13 protein-coding genes and 1 tRNA gene are annotated in these 14,676 nt (G+C 62.7%); 9 read left to right on the top strand and 5 right to left on the bottom strand.

From position 1 onward, the window contains the following. The first annotated feature begins 216 nt into the window (after nt 1-216). The 5 genes from X771_RS150930 (at nt 217) to X771_RS150910 (ending at nt 6,922) form a co-directional block, all read left to right on the top strand. Nucleotides 217-290: transfer RNA gene (locus X771_RS150930), tRNA-Cys, on the top strand. Nucleotides 291-399: 109 nt separating this feature from the next. Continuing rightward, nucleotides 400-1,074, top strand: coding sequence for a protein-L-isoaspartate O-methyltransferase (locus tag X771_RS150925; protein ID WP_023667707.1), 675 nt, complete (start codon nt 400-402; stop codon nt 1,072-1,074). A gap of 185 nt (nt 1,075-1,259) precedes the next feature. Beyond that, on the top strand, nt 1,260-2,645 hold the full coding sequence (locus tag X771_RS150920; RefSeq protein WP_023688207.1) for a TolC family outer membrane protein: 1,386 nt from the start codon (nt 1,260-1,262) through the stop codon (nt 2,643-2,645). Between the two features lie 330 nt (nt 2,646-2,975). Then, entirely contained in the window at nt 2,976-3,872 is an 897-nt protein-coding gene (locus X771_RS150915; RefSeq protein WP_023688208.1) for a PopZ family protein, read from the top strand. A gap of 266 nt (nt 3,873-4,138) precedes the next feature. Next, on the top strand, nt 4,139-6,922 hold the full coding sequence (locus X771_RS150910; protein WP_023688209.1) for a valine--tRNA ligase: 2,784 nt from the start codon (nt 4,139-4,141) through the stop codon (nt 6,920-6,922). Here the strand turns inward: X771_RS150910 and X771_RS1000000168120 are convergent. Further along, nucleotides 6,871-7,140, bottom strand: a complete 270-nt coding sequence (locus X771_RS1000000168120) for a hypothetical protein (RefSeq protein WP_155923151.1) — start codon at nt 7,138-7,140, stop codon at nt 6,871-6,873. The two genes, X771_RS150910 and X771_RS1000000168120, sit on opposite strands and share 52 nt — an antisense overlap. A 141-nt stretch (nt 7,141-7,281) precedes the next feature. Here X771_RS1000000168120 and X771_RS150905 point away from each other — a divergent pair, with 141 nt between their 5' ends. The 3 genes from X771_RS150905 to X771_RS150895 all read left to right on the top strand — a co-directional run bounded on the left by X771_RS150905 (nt 7,282) and on the right by X771_RS150895 (nt 11,368). Beyond that, the gene (locus X771_RS150905) at nt 7,282-8,541 is read left to right on the top strand and encodes an OmpP1/FadL family transporter (protein WP_023688210.1); all 1,260 of its coding nucleotides are present in this window, start codon (nt 7,282-7,284) and stop codon (nt 8,539-8,541) included. Nucleotides 8,542-8,832: 291 nt separating this feature from the next. Then, nucleotides 8,833-10,557 (top strand): dihydroxy-acid dehydratase, encoded by a 1,725-nt coding sequence (gene ilvD / locus X771_RS150900; RefSeq protein WP_023688211.1) that lies wholly within the window; start codon nt 8,833-8,835, stop codon nt 10,555-10,557. After that, a complete protein-coding gene (locus X771_RS150895; protein ID WP_023667701.1) occupies nt 10,544-11,368 on the top strand; it encodes a tetratricopeptide repeat protein in 825 nt (274 codons plus the stop codon). The genes ilvD and X771_RS150895 overlap by 14 nt, the downstream gene beginning before the upstream one ends. 44 nt (nt 11,369-11,412) lie before the next feature. On the opposite strand, the gene X771_RS150890 is transcribed toward X771_RS150895, so the two are convergent. From X771_RS150890 to erpA, 4 genes are all read right to left on the bottom strand, one after another. Continuing rightward, nucleotides 11,413-11,712 carry a hypothetical protein gene (locus X771_RS150890; RefSeq protein WP_023688212.1) on the bottom strand — a complete coding sequence of 100 codons (300 nt, stop codon included), beginning with the start codon at nt 11,710-11,712 and terminating at the stop codon, nt 11,413-11,415. 71 nt (nt 11,713-11,783) lie between these two features. Next, nucleotides 11,784-12,578, bottom strand: a complete 795-nt coding sequence (gene xth / locus X771_RS150885; protein ID WP_023688213.1) for an exodeoxyribonuclease III — start codon at nt 12,576-12,578, stop codon at nt 11,784-11,786. 8 nt (nt 12,579-12,586) lie between these two features. Next, nucleotides 12,587-12,979: a VOC family protein gene (locus X771_RS150880; RefSeq protein ID WP_023667697.1), complete on the bottom strand. Its 393-nt coding sequence runs from the start codon at nt 12,977-12,979 to the stop codon at nt 12,587-12,589. A 4-nt stretch (nt 12,980-12,983) separates the two neighbouring features. Continuing rightward, nucleotides 12,984-13,331, bottom strand: a complete 348-nt coding sequence (gene erpA, locus X771_RS150875) for an iron-sulfur cluster insertion protein ErpA (RefSeq protein ID WP_031196640.1) — start codon at nt 13,329-13,331, stop codon at nt 12,984-12,986. 76 nt (nt 13,332-13,407) lie between these two features. On the opposite strand from erpA, the gene X771_RS150870 reads away from it, so the two are divergent. Then, nucleotides 13,408-14,622, top strand: a complete 1,215-nt coding sequence (locus X771_RS150870) for a deoxyguanosinetriphosphate triphosphohydrolase (protein ID WP_023688214.1) — start codon at nt 13,408-13,410, stop codon at nt 14,620-14,622. The last annotated feature ends 54 nt before the right edge of the window (nt 14,623-14,676 follow it).

Consider the following 14,676-nt stretch of genomic DNA (forward strand, 5'->3'; position numbering starts at 1 on the left):
GAAGCCGGTTTGCTCCCGCTGCGTAAAGCTGCGGGTTCGATTTTCGCCGGTCGCGCAGCACGCTTGACGAGCGGCCAATATGCCGGTGCGCCAAGCGCTGAAACCGCTCGGGAACCACGTTGCGGAGACTGATGAGGAAAGCGCGCCGGAATGCCGCGCGGACGCTTGACGACCTTCCGCTGCCACCATATTGAGTTCGCTCGCCGGGAGCGATGAGGCCTCGTGGCGGAGTGGTTACGCAGAGGACTGCAAATCCTTGCACCCCGGTTCGATTCCGGGCGAGGCCTCCAGTCGCTTCAGCTCCCGCATGCCGGGGGCTTGAGTTCCGGTCGAATGCGCCGCAGTGTCGGCGCGACAAGCGCATTTCAGCGCATTGGCTTTTGACGGATTGGTTGGGACATGAGCGCTGATTTCTCCGAACTTCGCGTCAAGATGGTCGACGGCCAGGTCCGCACCACCGATGTGACCGACGCAGCATTGCTCGATGCCATGCTTGCCGTGCCGCGCGAGGCCTTTGTCGGGGCCGGCCAACAGGCTCTCGCCTATATCGACGAGGATATCCGCATCTCCGACGGCGCCGATGGCAGCGGTGCGCGCTACCTCATGGAGCCGTCGCCACTGGCCAAGCTTTTGCAGTTGGCCGAGATCGACGCCGGCGATTCGGTGCTCGATGTCGGCTGCGGCACCGGTTATTCCGCGGCGCTGCTGTCCAGGCTGGCCAAATCCGTCGTGGCGCTGGAAAGCGATACCACACTGGCGGAAGCAGCCAAAGCGGCGCTTTCGGCGCAGGGCTGCGATAACGTCACCGTGGTCACCGGCCCACTGCCGCAAGGTCATGCCGCCAAGGCGCCCTACAATGTGATTCTCATCGGCGGCAGCGTCGAGAAAGTGCCTGCGGCGCTGCTTGACCAGCTTGCCGAAGGCGGCCGGCTGGTGGCTGTGGAAGGGCAGGGCAATGCGGGCGTAGCCCGGCTCTTTTTCAATGCAGGGGGGGTTGTAACCGGAAGACGGGCATTTAATGCGGCAATTAAGCCACTACCCGGGTTTGAACGCATTCATGCCTTCGAGTTCTAAGTGATTTTGCCTTGCAGCAAAGACTCTGTCATGTTGGCTTGCGATTGAACAATCGTTGCTGATTGGTTAACCGGGGTTTCGGGAGGCTGTCAGCGGGGGAACGATACATCGACGCGGCGCTGGCCGATCCCTAGGGATGGGCTGGCGTGGCGTGGTTCCCGTGCAAAACGAATGAGGGATATAAAGTGCCGTCCTTAGCCAAGAGTTTGTTTGTTACTGTCCTCATTTCCGCGACAGCGCTTTCGCCGATAGCCGCCTCGGCGGAAACCATTCTCGGCGCGCTTTCCAAGGCCTACCAAAACAATTCCTCGCTGAATTCGGCCCGTGCCGGCGTGCGCGTCACCGATGAGGGCGTGGCGATCGCCAAGTCGGGCTATCGCCCGGTGATCACTGGTTCGGCTGATATCGATTACACCTCCAGGCACCTGAACGGCAGGAACGCGAGCCTGGCATTGACCACCGGCAGCTTCGGCGTTCGGATTGATCAGACGCTGTTCGACGGCTTCCAGACCAAGAACAGGGTCGCGTCGGCCGCTGCACAGGTGAGGGCCTCGGTCGAGGGCCTGCGCAACACCGAAGAGAACACGCTGTTCAACGCGGCGAGCGCCTATATGGACGTGATTCGCGACCGCCAGGTGGCGGTGCTGACCGAACAGAATCTGCAGTTCCTGACCGAGCAGGCGCGCGCGGCACGCTCGCGCTTCGAGGTTGGCGAGGGCACGCGCACCGATGTGGCGCAGGCCGACGCGTCGCGTTCGGCCGCGGTGGCGCAATTGAGTGCTGCCCGTGCGCAGGCTCTGGCCAGTGCGGCAACCTATCATCAGATCGTCGGTGACGAGCCGGGCAAGCTCAAGGCCGCGTCGCCGTTGGCGAAGCTGTTGCCGAGGAGTCTCGAGGCGGCGATCGGCATTGCATCGCACGAGCATCCGGCCATCCTGGCCGCCCTACATTCCGTCGATGCAGCCGGATTTGATGTAAAGACGCAGGAGGGTGCGTTGCTGCCGCAGTTGACTGCCAGTGCCGGCCTTTCCCATGTCTATCAAAATACCGTACCTGGCGCGGGGGATTCGGACGGCGATTCCAATGCCGCCACCGTCGGCGCGACGCTGACCGTTCCGATCTATTCGGGCGGCCGTACCTCCGCACTCGTTCGTCAGTCGAAGGAATCGCTCAGCCAGGCTCGCATCGAGGTGGATGTCAGCCGTGACTCGGTTCGCCAGGCCGTGACCTCGGCATGGACGCAATACATCGCAGCGCGTGAAAGCGTCGACGCTAATCGGCAGGTGATCGCGGCCGCACAGTTGGCGCTCAACGGCGTCATCGAGGAGCGCAATGTCGGACAGCGCACCACGCTCGACGTGTTGAATGCCCAGAACGCCGTCATCTCGGCAAAGATCGACCTCGCCAGCTCCGAGCGCGATGTGGTTGTAGCGAGCTACGCCATCCTGTCGGCCATGGGCCGCCTGTCGGCCGATCGCCTGGCGTTGAATGTGGTGAAGTACAAGCCTGAAGAGCACTACAGAGCCGTCAAGGACAAATGGATCGGGCTGCGTACGCCGGACGGTCGTTGATCGCGACTGAGCGGTTCAAATCCCGCCAAGATTGAAAGTATCGTAGCGCCGCGCTTCCCAAGGATGCGCGGCGTTTGTCTTTTGTAGCCTAAATTGTTGAAATCCGGCGTCTTCCGAGATTGGGGATTCTCGGATGGCGATCCGTCGGCTACGCTGTCGCCATGATTCGTATCCGGCTTTGCCGGACAGGAATCCAGGAACGGGTCACTACAGCGCCACGCGTCCGATGGATGCGCAAAGGAGGCTGTAGAACTTTGATTTTGCGCCTGATCCTCTTCGAAAATCGAAGATCGATTTTCGGGATCATGCGCGGGGGCGGCGGGTGTGACGATGGCGACGGCAAGCAGCGCACAGCGCGAACCTTCCATGGAAGAAATACTGGCTTCCATCAGGAGGATCATCGAAGACAGCGACACCGGCCGCAAGCTGCCGGGCGACGCCGATGAGTTGCGCCAGGACCTTGTGCCGGCCGCCGGGCCTGTTTCGGATGTCGAGGCCTTCCGCAGCGAATTGCACAGCTCGACCGAAAGCAAGAAGCCGGTGACGCTGGCCGAGGTGCAGGCCCAACCGGCCGAGCCGGTGGTTGCGCGGCTGGAGCCGCGCTCCGAGCCGTCGCCAGTGAAGCCTGCCATTGCGGCAAATGCCACGACCGCCGCGCCACCCGCGCATGCTCCGATGACATTGGCGGAAGTAAGCGCCAGGATAGCCAGTGAGCCAGCTCCCGCCGTCAGGGCAGAAGCTGCAGTGCGGGCAAAGGCGGAAACCACCGACTCGATAGTCACCGATTGGCGCCGCGAAATCGCGGCCGTTGGCAATCAGACAAAACCGGCTGAGACAGTACGGCAGCCCGAGATCAGGCAGCCGGAGACCAGGCAGCCAGAGACTGAAAATCGGCAGGCAGCAATCGCGGAGGTCAAGGCTTTCGAAGACGATCTCGCTGCCGAGCCGGCTTTCGAGCCTCATCCTTCGCGCAGCGAGCACGCGCGCCCGGCCGATACAACTCCGGTTCGGCCGGCGATCGTTTCGGAACATACGGGACGGCAGGTCGCTGCGGCCTTCGGCGAGCTCTCCGACGCCTTTGCCAGCCGCAGCAAGAAGACCTTCGACGAGATGGCCGAGGAGATGCTGCGGCCGATGTTGCAGGACTGGCTGGACAACAACCTTCCGACGCTGGTCGAGCGCCTGGTACGCGAAGAAATCGAGCGCGTCGCGCGCGGCGCGCAGTAGGCATTACCACAGCCCGTTCCGGATTAAAGCGCCGCCTTCGGGCGGAGCTTTCGCTGCAGGTCAGCTTCCGGCCGATGTCGCGAACACGATCAGGTTACCGTCGGGATCGCTGACGATGAAGGTGCAGGCATGGCCTTCCCGTTGAAATGACCAGGGCCCCGCCTATTTGCGTTGAAGGACTGAGGCAGCCCTCGCGGTTGACTTGGCCAAAACCTTCCGATTTACACCGGGTCAGCAAAACTCCCGACCGCGCGGACCACTTTCCCATGCTTGAAAAGACCTACGACGCCAAGACCGTCGAGCCCAGGATCGCCAAAATCTGGGAAGAGGCGGACGCATTTCGCGCCGGCGCCGGCGCCGAGGAGGGGGCGGAGGCCTTCACCATCGTCATCCCGCCGCCCAACGTCACCGGCTCGCTGCATATGGGCCACGCACTCAACAACACGCTACAGGACATACTCGTGCGCTTCGAGCGCATGCGCGGCAAGAACGTGCTGTGGCAGCCCGGCATGGACCATGCCGGCATCGCCACGCAGATGGTGGTCGAACGCCAGCTGATGGAAAAGCAGATACATCGCCGCGATCTCACCCGCGAACAGTTCATCGACAAGGTCTGGGAGTGGAAGGCCGAGTCCGGCGGCGCCATTTTCAACCAGCTGAAGCGGCTCGGCGCCTCGGCGGACTGGTCGCGCGAACGTTTTACCATGGATGAAGGCCTGTCCAAGGCCGTGCTCGAAGTATTCGTCAGCCTCTACAAGGAAGGGCTGATCTACAAGGACAAGCGCCTTGTGAACTGGGACCCGAAGCTGTTGACGGCGATCTCCGACCTGGAGGTCGAGCCCCAGGAGATCAACGGCAATCTCTGGCACTTCCGCTATCCGATCGAAGGCGAGACTTTCGATCCGGAAAATTCGGCGACCTTCATTACCGTGGCGACGACACGGCCCGAGACGATGCTTGGCGATACGGCGGTCGCCGTGCACCCGGACGACGAGCGCTACCGGCATCTGGTCGGGAAAAATGTCGTGCTGCCGATCGTCGGCCGGAAAATCCCGGTTGTGGCTGACGAGTATTCCGACCCGGAAAAGGGTTCCGGCGCGGTCAAGATCACGCCGGCGCACGACTTCAACGATTTCGAGGTCGGCAAGCGCCACAAGCTGCCGGCGATCAACATCCTGACCATCGAGGCGGCAATAACGCTCAGGGATAATGAAGATTTTCTCGCCGGGCTCGACGTGACGCCGGAGCGTCAGGCCGTCTGGGACGAGCTCGACGGTCTCGACCGTTTCGTCGCGCGCAAGAAAATCGTCGAGCTGATGGAGACCGGCGGCTTCCTCGACAAGATCGAGCCGCACCGCCACGCCGTGCCGCATGGCGACCGCGGCGGCGTGCCGATCGAGCCGTTTCTGACCGAGCAGTGGTATGCAAACGCCGCCGAGCTCGCCAAGCCGGCGATCGCATCGGTGCGTGAAGGCCGTACCAACTTCGTGCCGAAGAACTGGGAAAAGACCTATTTTGACTGGATGGAGAACATTCAGCCCTGGTGTATTTCACGCCAGCTGTGGTGGGGTCACCAGATCCCGGCCTGGTACGGGCCGGACGGCCGGGTCTTCGTCGAGAAGACCGAGGAAGAGGCGCTGGGCGCCGCGATCGAATATTATCTGGCGCTGGAAGGTCCATGGAAGGCCTGGGTCGAGGACAAGCTCGAGACCTTCAAGCCGGGCGAGATCCTGACCCGCGACGAGGACGTGCTCGACACCTGGTTCTCGTCTGCACTGTGGCCGTTCTCAACGCTGGGCTGGCCGGATCACACGCCGGAGCTCAAGACCTATTACCAGACCGACGTGCTGGTGACCGGTTTCGACATCATCTTCTTCTGGGTCGCGCGAATGATGATGATGGGCCTGCATTTCATGCACGAGGAGCCGTTCCACACCGTCTATGTGCACGCGCTGGTGCGCGACAAGAACGGGCAGAAGATGTCGAAGTCGAAAGGCAACGTCATCGATCCGCTCGACCTCATCGACGAGTTTGGCGCCGACGCACTGCGCTTCACGCTGACGGTGATGGCGGCGCAGGGGCGCGACGTGAAGCTCGATCCGGCGCGCATCGCCGGCTACCGCAATTTCGGCACCAAGCTGTGGAACGCGACACGCTTTGCCGAGATGAACGAGGTCGCGCGCAATGACGATTTCTGGCTGAACGACGCCAAGCTGCCGGTCAACCGCTGGATCCTGACCGAGCTGACCAGGGCGTCGCGCGCTATCACCGAGGGCATCACCGGCTACCGCTTCAACGAGGCGGCCGGCGCCGCCTACCGCTTCGTCTGGAACCTGTTCTGCGACTGGTACCTGGAACTGCTGAAGCCGGTGTTCATGGGCGCGGACGAAGCTGCCAAGGCCGAAAGCCGGGCCTGCGTCGCCTTCGTGCTCGACGAGATCTACAAGCTGCTTCACCCGATGATGCCGTTCATGACCGAGGAGTTGTGGGCGCAGACGGCGGGCGAGGGCCGGACGCGCGCAACGCTGCTTTGCCACGCCGCCTGGCCGTCGCCCGACTTCGAGGACGCGGACGCGGCCGCCGACATCAACTGGCTGGTCGATCTGGTCTCCGGCATCCGCTCCGTGCGCTCCGAAATGAACGTGCCGCCGGCGGCGATCGCACCGTTGGTGGTGGTTGGCGCCAGCGTCGAGACCCAGCAGAGGCTCGACCGCCATGCGTCCGCCATCAAGCGGCTGGCGCGGGTCGGCGACATCTCGCTGGAGGACGCGGCACCCAAGGGCTCGGCCCAGATCGTGCTCAACGAGGCGACGATCTGCCTGCCGCTCGGCAGCCTGATCGATCTCTCAGCCGAGGCGGCGCGGCTGCAGAAGGAGCTGGCCAAGGTGACCGAGGAAATCGCGCGGTTGCACAAGAAGCTGTCGAACGAGAGATTCGTCGCCAGCGCGCCTGAAGAGATCGTCGCAGCCGAGCGCGAAAAACTCGACGAATACCGCGATCAGCAGGAGAAGCTTTCGGTGGCGCTGACCAGGGTGCGCGACGCCGGTTGAGCGCCGGATTCGCGAGACGCTTGCAGCGCTTCGCGAAGGTTCTTTTGCTCGAAAAACAGGCGTTCCGTTGCGTTAATATTGACGTAAACGGAAAGTTTCGACCCCCATTGTTGCCATAATGTAACAATGGGGCCGAATGCCGGCAAAATAGAGGGTTTTGGTGCCGTTTTGAGCGGTTTTTTCTGATTTGTCCCCCAGTCTGCCGCCCAAATGGTCATTTTCGAACCTGCCGGCCAAGCCGCCACTGTGTTCGAAATGCGGTCCGCAAGAGTGTACATGTACGCTATGTGAATTCATTGTTGCGCCGTTAACCCGAATTGGTTCTAGCTTGACGCACTAGTATTTCGGGGAGGACATCCATGAACAATTTGCGTTTGAAAACACTGCTGGGGGCGGGGTGTTTTTCGCTGGGCCTGATCGGTTCCGTGCATGCCGGCGGCCTGGAGCGCGGCGGCTATGACATCGATCTGCTGTTCGATCCTGCGCAGGTCGCCGGCGAGGTTACCGGCACCTATGTGATGCCGCAACGCGACCTCAAGAATGTGGTGGACACGAATCCGGCTGACGGCCCCCTTAACGCGCTGGGCCTTTCCAACAGCGCCCGCGATACCGAAAGCTATTGGGTGCCGAGCGTGGGTATCAAGGCTGGTATAGGCCCGGTCGATTGTCTTGTCGACTATGGCCAACCGATCGGTGCGTACAGCAATCCCGGCGTCAACTGGGCCGGCGCGAACGGCAATATCGTAACCAAGGTCGAGAGCGAGGCCGTTGGCGGAACCTGCTCGTACAAGGTGAACCTCGGCAAAGGTCAGTTTCGTTTCATCGGCGGCGTGTTCCATGAGGACGTCTCGGGCTTCAAGGAGCAGCTGGTCGCTCCGCTTCCCGCATTTTTGGGTACAGGCGTTGGGCGCCTTGACCTCGAAGGAGACGGCTGGGGATGGCGCGTCGGTGCCGCCTATGAAATTCCTGACATCGCGCTGCGCGCCAGCCTGGTCTACAATTCAGCCGTCAAGCTCGACAACCTCTCGGGGACGCTCGATCTGACACAGGTTCCCGGATTCCTCGACCCCAGCAATCCAATTTTGGGTCGCATAACCGACGTAAGCGGTTCTTCGGAGGTGCCTGAGTCTCTGGAACTCAAGCTCCAGTCAGGTATTGCTCCGGGTTGGCTCGCGTTTGGATCCATTAAGTGGGTCAATTGGAGCGTATTGCAAAGCATTCCATTCTGCCCGACCGCCGCCCCGGGTGCTTGCACCACGACCGGCCCGACCCGCGCTACTTCACTTGATCTGCTCTACCGGGACGGCTGGACGGTCTCCGGCGGTATCGGCCACAAATTCAATGATCAGTGGAGCGGCGCCGCCGTTCTGACCTGGGATCGCGGAACCTCCACCGGACTGAGCGCCCAGACGGACACCTGGACGGTTAGCGGTGGCGTGGCTTACACGCCGACCCAGAACATCGAGGTTCGTCTTGGTGGGGCGCTGGGCGTGCTTACCAGCGGGTCGATCCATCCAGTCGTAGGCGACGATGGCGTCACCTATGGTACGGACTACACCGCTGACTTCGGCAACGATCTTGTGTCGGCCATTTCGACTTCGTTGAAGGTGAAGTGGTAAGCCTTTCAAGTTGAAAGGAAAAAGGCCGGGCATTCCCCGGCCTTTTTCTCATGCGGGCACCGCGTCGAGCCTTGCCGGCGAGAGTTGGCGTTGCAGATACGCCGCACCGGCGTCACCTCTCGCAATTGTGACGTTTTGGCAACAGTTCCCGACCAACCCCCGCGCTACAGCCTCGCCCGAAGAAATTGCCCATTTCCCGCCATAAACCCGGCGCACCTCGAATTCGTCTCGGGACACGCACCACAAGGCTCGGCGATGAGGCAGGCCGCACCGCCCGCGGCAAGGAAGAGAATGGACGCCAAAGTCATTTCCAAGGCTAAGCTCCCTAGCCGCCATGTGACCGTCGGTCCGGCGCGTGCGCCGCACCGTTCGTATCTCTATGCCATGGGCCTGTCTGCCGCCGAGATCGCACAGCCGCTGGTCGGCGTCGCCTCCTGCTGGAACGAAGCGGCGCCTTGCAACATCTCGCTGATGCGCCAGGCGCAAGTGGTCAAGAAGGGCGTCGCCGCAGCCAACGGCACGCCGCGCGAATTCTGCACCATCACCGTCACCGACGGCATCGCCATGGGGCACCAGGGCATGAAGTCGTCGCTGGTGTCGCGCGATGTCATTGCCGATTCGGTCGAACTCACCATGCGGGGCCATTGCTACGATGCGCTGGTCGGCCTTGCCGGCTGCGACAAGTCGCTGCCCGGCATGATGATGGCCATGGTGCGGCTCAACGTGCCGTCGATCTTCATCTATGGCGGCTCGATCCTGCCGGGCTCCTATCGCGGCCGCCAGATCACTGTGCAGGACGTGTTCGAAGCAGTTGGCCAGCATTCGGTCGGCACGGTCAGCGATGCCGAACTGCTCGAGATCGAGCAGGCGGCGTGTCCGTCCGCCGGCTCCTGCGGGGCCCAGTTCACAGCCAACACCATGGCCACCGTCGCCGAGGCGATTGGCCTCGCGCTGCCCTATTCCTGCGGCGCGCCGGCGCCTTACGAGATGCGCGACCGCTTCAATTTCGCCTCCGGCGAAAAGATCATGGAGCTGATCGCCAAGAACATCCGGCCGCGCGACATCGTCACGCTGAAGGCGCTGGAGAATGCGGCGACCGTGGTCTCGGCCACCGGCGGCTCGACCAATGCGGCTTTGCACCTGCCGGCGATCGCGCATGAGGCAGGCATCAAGTTCGACCTGTTCGACGTTGCCGCGATTTTCGAGAAGACGCCCTACATCGCCGACCTCAAGCCGGGCGGCAAATATGTCGCCAAGGACATGTTCGAGGCCGGCGGCATTCCGCTGTTGATGAAGACGCTGCTCGACCACGGCTATCTGCATGGCGACTGCATGACCGTGACTGGCCGTACTTTGGCCGAAAACATGGAGCATGTTGCCTGGAATGATAGCCAGGATGTGGTCCGTCCCGCCAACCGACCAATCACCCAAACCGGCGGTGTCGTGGGCTTGAAGGGCAACCTTGCCCCCGAAGGCGCGATCGTGAAGGTCGCGGGCATGACGGAGCTGAAATTCTCAGGTCCGGCACGGTGTTTCGATTCGGAAGAGGAATGTTTCGAGGCGGTCACGCACCGCAACTACCGGGAAGGCGAGGTTCTCGTCATCCGTTACGAAGGTCCGCGCGGCGGCCCGGGCATGCGCGAGATGCTGTCGACGACGGCGGCGCTCTACGGCCAGGGCATGGGCGGCAAGGTCGCCCTCATCACCGACGGTCGTTTTTCGGGCGCGACGCGCGGTTTCTGCATCGGCCATGTCGGGCCAGAAGCTGCCGTTGGCGGCCCGATCGGACTGCTGAAGGATGGCGACGTGATCTCGATCGACGCAACCAAAGGCACGATCGAGGTCGACCTGTCCGAGGCTGAACTGGCAACGCGGGCGAAGGCCTGGAAGGCGCGCACGACCGACTATCAGTCGGGCGCGATCTGGAAATATGCACAGACGGTAGGGCCAGCCCGCGACGGCGCGGTCACCCATCCCGGCGGTGCCAAAGAAACACATTGCTATGCGGATATCTGAGTTGTTGAGGTCGTCTGTCCTTCCGGCACTGGTCGCTGTTGCGATCTTTGGCGCCGTGGGCCAGGCCATGGCCTTCGACGACAAGGTGTTCGACGACAAGACCGGCGTGAAGCCGCAATCGAGCCCATGGGCCGTGTTCCAGTTCGGCTTCTCCGCCTACAAGAGCGGCCACAAGGAACAGGCGGTCGAGGCCTATAAATACGCCGCCGAAAACGGCCAGATCGGCGCCACCTGGAAGCTCGCGCGCATGTATGCCGAAGGCGACGGCGTGACGCGCGACGACTATGCGGCGTTCAAGTTCTTCTCCGAGATCGTCGATCAGGATGTCGAGCCGGGGTCGCCGGAGGAAAGCTATGTCTCCGACGCGCTGGTGGCGTTGGGCGACTATCTCAGGACAGGCATTCCCGGTAGCCCGGTCGAGGAAAACGAGGTCGCGGCGCAGGAATATTACATGCGTGCGGCCGCCAATTACCGCAACCCGAACGCCCAGTTCGAGATGGGCCAGATGTTCCTGAAGGGCGAGGGCGGCGTCAAGGCCAGCGTCAAGCAGGCCGGCCGCTGGTTCCAACTCGCCGCCGAAAAAGGCCATGCCGGCGCCCAGGCGACTCTTGGCAATCTTCTGTTCCAGAGCGGCAAGATCGTGCGCGGGCTGGCCATGATGACCGCCGCGCTCGAACGCGCCTCGCCGAGCGACCAGCCATGGATCCGCGGCATGCAGGAAGAGGCATTTGCCGCCGCCGGCGAAGCCGACCGCCGCACGGCGATTTCGCTTGCCGACGACATCCTGACCAAGGGCGGCGGCGACCAGTGAAATTGCCAATCTCCCCCCTTGAGGGGGAGATTAGCTCACATCCATCAGTTCTCGGTGAGTTCCGCCGGCGCCGCTCTGTGTACCGGCATCGAGATCGGCGTGACGTGCAGATGCGGCTTAATCGTGCTGTCGGGACAGGTATTGCCGATCTTGGTCCATGAGGTGTTGTTGAGCACCAGGTCGCAGCGGGCCATATGGCTCTTGTCTGAAACCGTCAGGCAGGTGACCTGGCCGACCTGGTAGGACTTGCCATTGGCCAGGCACTGCTGGTCGGCAAGTGCCGCTGCAGGGGAGGCCATGGCAAATGCCAGGCCGATCGGGCAAAGGAGGAATCGTAGTGCCATGGAACCCCAGCCGCCATGCTGATCTCTGACTGAATGGCGCGATTGTGGCGATATCAGGGTTTCGGCTGATATCAGGCCGGCAGCAGCGCCAGATCGATCGCCACCGGCACATGGTCGGAAGGCTTTTCCCAGGCGCGCACATGCTTTTCGATCGAGGCCGAGGAAAAGCGGTTGGCCGCTTCGGGCGACAACAGCAGATGGTCGATGCGGATGCCGTTGTTCTTCTGCCAGGCGCCGGCCTGGTAGTCCCAGAAGGTGTAGACGTCGGCCGCATCGGTGACGGCGCGCACCGCCTCTGTAAAGCCGAGATTCTTCAGCCGCCGGAAGGCCTGCCGGGTCTGCGGCTGGAACAGCGCATCGCCAAGCCAGTTCTCGGGGAAGCGCGCATCGACCGGCTCGGGGATGACATTGTAGTCGCCGGCCAGCACCAGCGCCTCCTCCAGAAGCAGCCGCTGCTCGGCCCAGCGATGCAGCCGTTCCATCCAGGCCAGCTTGTAGGGAAACTTCTTCTCATCATCGACCGGGTTGCCGTTGGGCAGATAGAGCGAGGCGACGCGCAGCGCGCCCTGGTCGGTCGAGAACACGCCCTCGATGAAGCGCGCCTGCTCATCAGTCTCGTCGCCTGGCAGGCCTCTGATAACCTCGTCGAAGGGAAGCTTCGACAGCAGGGCGACGCCGTTAAAGCCCTTCTGGCCATGGGTTTCCACGTTGTAGCCAAGCGCCTCGATCTCGGCGCGCGGGAACTGCTCGTCGACCGACTTGATCTCCTGCAGGCAGACGATGTCGGGCTGGCTTTCGCTCAGCCAGTGGGTGAGGTTGCCGATGCGGGCGCGAATGCCGTTTATGTTCCAGGTAACGATTTTCATGGGCGGCCTCAGGGATGTTCGGGCGAAAGACGTTCGACAAGCCCGATCGTATTGCCTGCCGGGTCCTTTAGAAAGGCCATCCACTCGCTTTCCCCCGCCGTTCCGAACGTGCCTTCGGTGTCGTTGTGGACGAGCGCCGGCGGTGCGGTGAAGGGAACGCCGGACGCTTTCGCCTCGGCGTGGAAGGCTTCGAGCCCGGCTATATCGAGATAGACGGTGCCGGCCGGAACGCCATCGGTGAACAGCAACCTGATATCACCGGCCATGATGAAGGCGATGCCCGGCGGATCGTAGCGGGCGTGAACGTTGAGGCCGAGCACATCGCGCCAGAAGGCCAGCGTGACGTCGAGGTCGCGCCCGGCCGACAGTGCTACCTGACGGACCGGGCCGACGCCGGACATCTGCCTAGATGGAGAAACTGGTGCCGCAGCCGCAGGAGGCGACTGCATTGGGGTTGCGGATCTGGAACGATTGGCCCATCAGATCGTCGACGAAGTCGATCACCGAGCCGCCCATATAGACCAGCGACAAATCGTCGATCAGCACGGTGGCGCCGTCCTTTTCGATGGCGACGTCGTCGTCATTGCGCGTATCGACCAGGTCGAACTTGTAGGAAAAGCCGGAGCAGCCGCCGCCCTCTACGGAGACGCGCAGCGCCGTCTTGCCGGCCTCGCCAGAGACGATTTTCGCAATCCGCCTGGCGGCGGCGCCGGTCATCTCGACTTTCATGGCAGTCTTGGCATCAGCGCCCATGGGCGTCACCTTGCTTTCGGTTTCACATGATAGGTATGAAGCGGGAAGGGGCAAGTCAACTGCGGCGGCATCAGCCATGACAAATGAGCTTGGCGACATTGGGTTCGGCTATCGGCCGCGCGCGGCCTATGCCAGCGACCCAGCCAGGTCGCGCGGGCGGCTCTATGACGAGGTCGAGAGCCCGACTCGCACGCCATTCCAGCGCGACCGCGACCGTATCATTCATTCGACTGCCTTCCGCCGCCTGAAGCACAAGACGCAGGTGTTCGTCGCCCATGAAGGCGACCACTATCGCACCCGGCTGACGCATTCGATCGAGGTGGCGCAGATTGCGCGGGCTCTGGCGCGAGCGCTGCGCGGCGACGAGGATCTGGCCGAGGCGGTCGCCTTGGTGCACGATTTCGGTCACACGCCGTTCGGCCATACCGGCGAGGACGCGCTGAACGAGCGGATGGCCCAATGGGGCGGCTTCGACCACAATGCGCAGTCGCTGCGCGTGGTGACGCGGCTGGAGCGGCGTTATGCCGAGTTCGACGGGCTGAACCTGACCTGGGAAACGCTGGAAGGCCTGGTGAAGCACAATGGCCCGCTGACCGACGCCAAGGGAAAAGGGCTCAAAGGCCCGGTGCCGCAGGCGATCCGCGACTATTCCGAGCTGCACGACCTCGAACTCGACCATTTCGCCGGCATCGAGGCGCAATGTGCTGCGATCGCCGACGATATCGCCTACAACACCCATGACATCGACGACGGCCTGCGCTCCGGCTTCCTGACCTTGGACATGCTGGAAACGGTGGCGCTGCCGGGATCGATCCTGGCAAGCGTGCGCGCGCGCTATCCGGGCCTGGACGATGTGCGCACCGGCCATGAGCTGATGCGCCGGCAGATCACGATGATGGTCGAGGATGTCATTGTTTCCACCACCGCCAATCTTGAGCGCATCAAGCCTGACAGCGCCGAAGCGGTGCGGGCGGCGGGCGAAACGATGGTGACCTTTTCCGCTGACGTGGCGGCGACCGAGAAGGAATTGAAGACCTTTCTCTACAAGCATCTCTACCGGCATGACGAGGTGATGCGCGTGCGCACTCAGGCCGAGCAGATCGTGCGCGACCTGTTCGATGTCTATTACGCCGATCCGCGCGCCATGCCGGACGGCTGGCGGGAGGGGCTCGACCGGGCGGAGGACCGCATCAAGGCGCGCAGCGTCGCCGATTTCCTCGCGGGGATGACGGATACCTACGCCTTGAAGGAACACCGCCGTCTGTTTGACCATACGCCCGATTTAAGCTAGGGCGGGCGCGATTTGCCGGCCAATGAGCCGGTTCCCCTGCACAGTCCGCCAGAG

The organism is Mesorhizobium sp. LSJC269B00 (assembly GCF_000502815.1).
In the GTDB taxonomy this organism is placed as follows: domain Bacteria; phylum Pseudomonadota; class Alphaproteobacteria; order Rhizobiales; family Rhizobiaceae; genus Mesorhizobium.

Bases quoted from the DNA above. Each gene is read 5' to 3' on its own strand.
- X771_RS150905 (WP_023688210.1), top strand. From the start codon at position 7,282: ATGAACAATTTGCGTTTGAAAACACTGCTGGGGGCGGGGTGTTTTTCG.
- erpA (WP_031196640.1), bottom strand. From the start codon at position 13,331: ATGGGCGCTGATGCCAAGACTGCCATGAAAGTCGAGATGACCGGCGCC.
- xth (WP_023688213.1), bottom strand. From the start codon at position 12,578: ATGAAAATCGTTACCTGGAACATAAACGGCATTCGCGCCCGCATCGGC.
- X771_RS150895 (WP_023667701.1), top strand. From the start codon at position 10,544: ATGCGGATATCTGAGTTGTTGAGGTCGTCTGTCCTTCCGGCACTGGTC.
- X771_RS1000000168120 (WP_155923151.1), bottom strand. From the start codon at position 7,140: ATGACCATTTGGGCGGCAGACTGGGGGACAAATCAGAAAAAACCGCTC.
- X771_RS150915 (WP_023688208.1), top strand. From the start codon at position 2,976: ATGGCGACGGCAAGCAGCGCACAGCGCGAACCTTCCATGGAAGAAATA.
- X771_RS150870 (WP_023688214.1), top strand. From the start codon at position 13,408: ATGACAAATGAGCTTGGCGACATTGGGTTCGGCTATCGGCCGCGCGCG.
- X771_RS150890 (WP_023688212.1), bottom strand. From the start codon at position 11,712: ATGGCACTACGATTCCTCCTTTGCCCGATCGGCCTGGCATTTGCCATG.
- ilvD (WP_023688211.1), top strand. From the start codon at position 8,833: ATGGACGCCAAAGTCATTTCCAAGGCTAAGCTCCCTAGCCGCCATGTG.
- X771_RS150910 (WP_023688209.1), top strand. From the start codon at position 4,139: ATGCTTGAAAAGACCTACGACGCCAAGACCGTCGAGCCCAGGATCGCC.
- X771_RS150880 (WP_023667697.1), bottom strand. From the start codon at position 12,979: ATGTCCGGCGTCGGCCCGGTCCGTCAGGTAGCACTGTCGGCCGGGCGC.
- X771_RS150925 (WP_023667707.1), top strand. From the start codon at position 400: ATGAGCGCTGATTTCTCCGAACTTCGCGTCAAGATGGTCGACGGCCAG.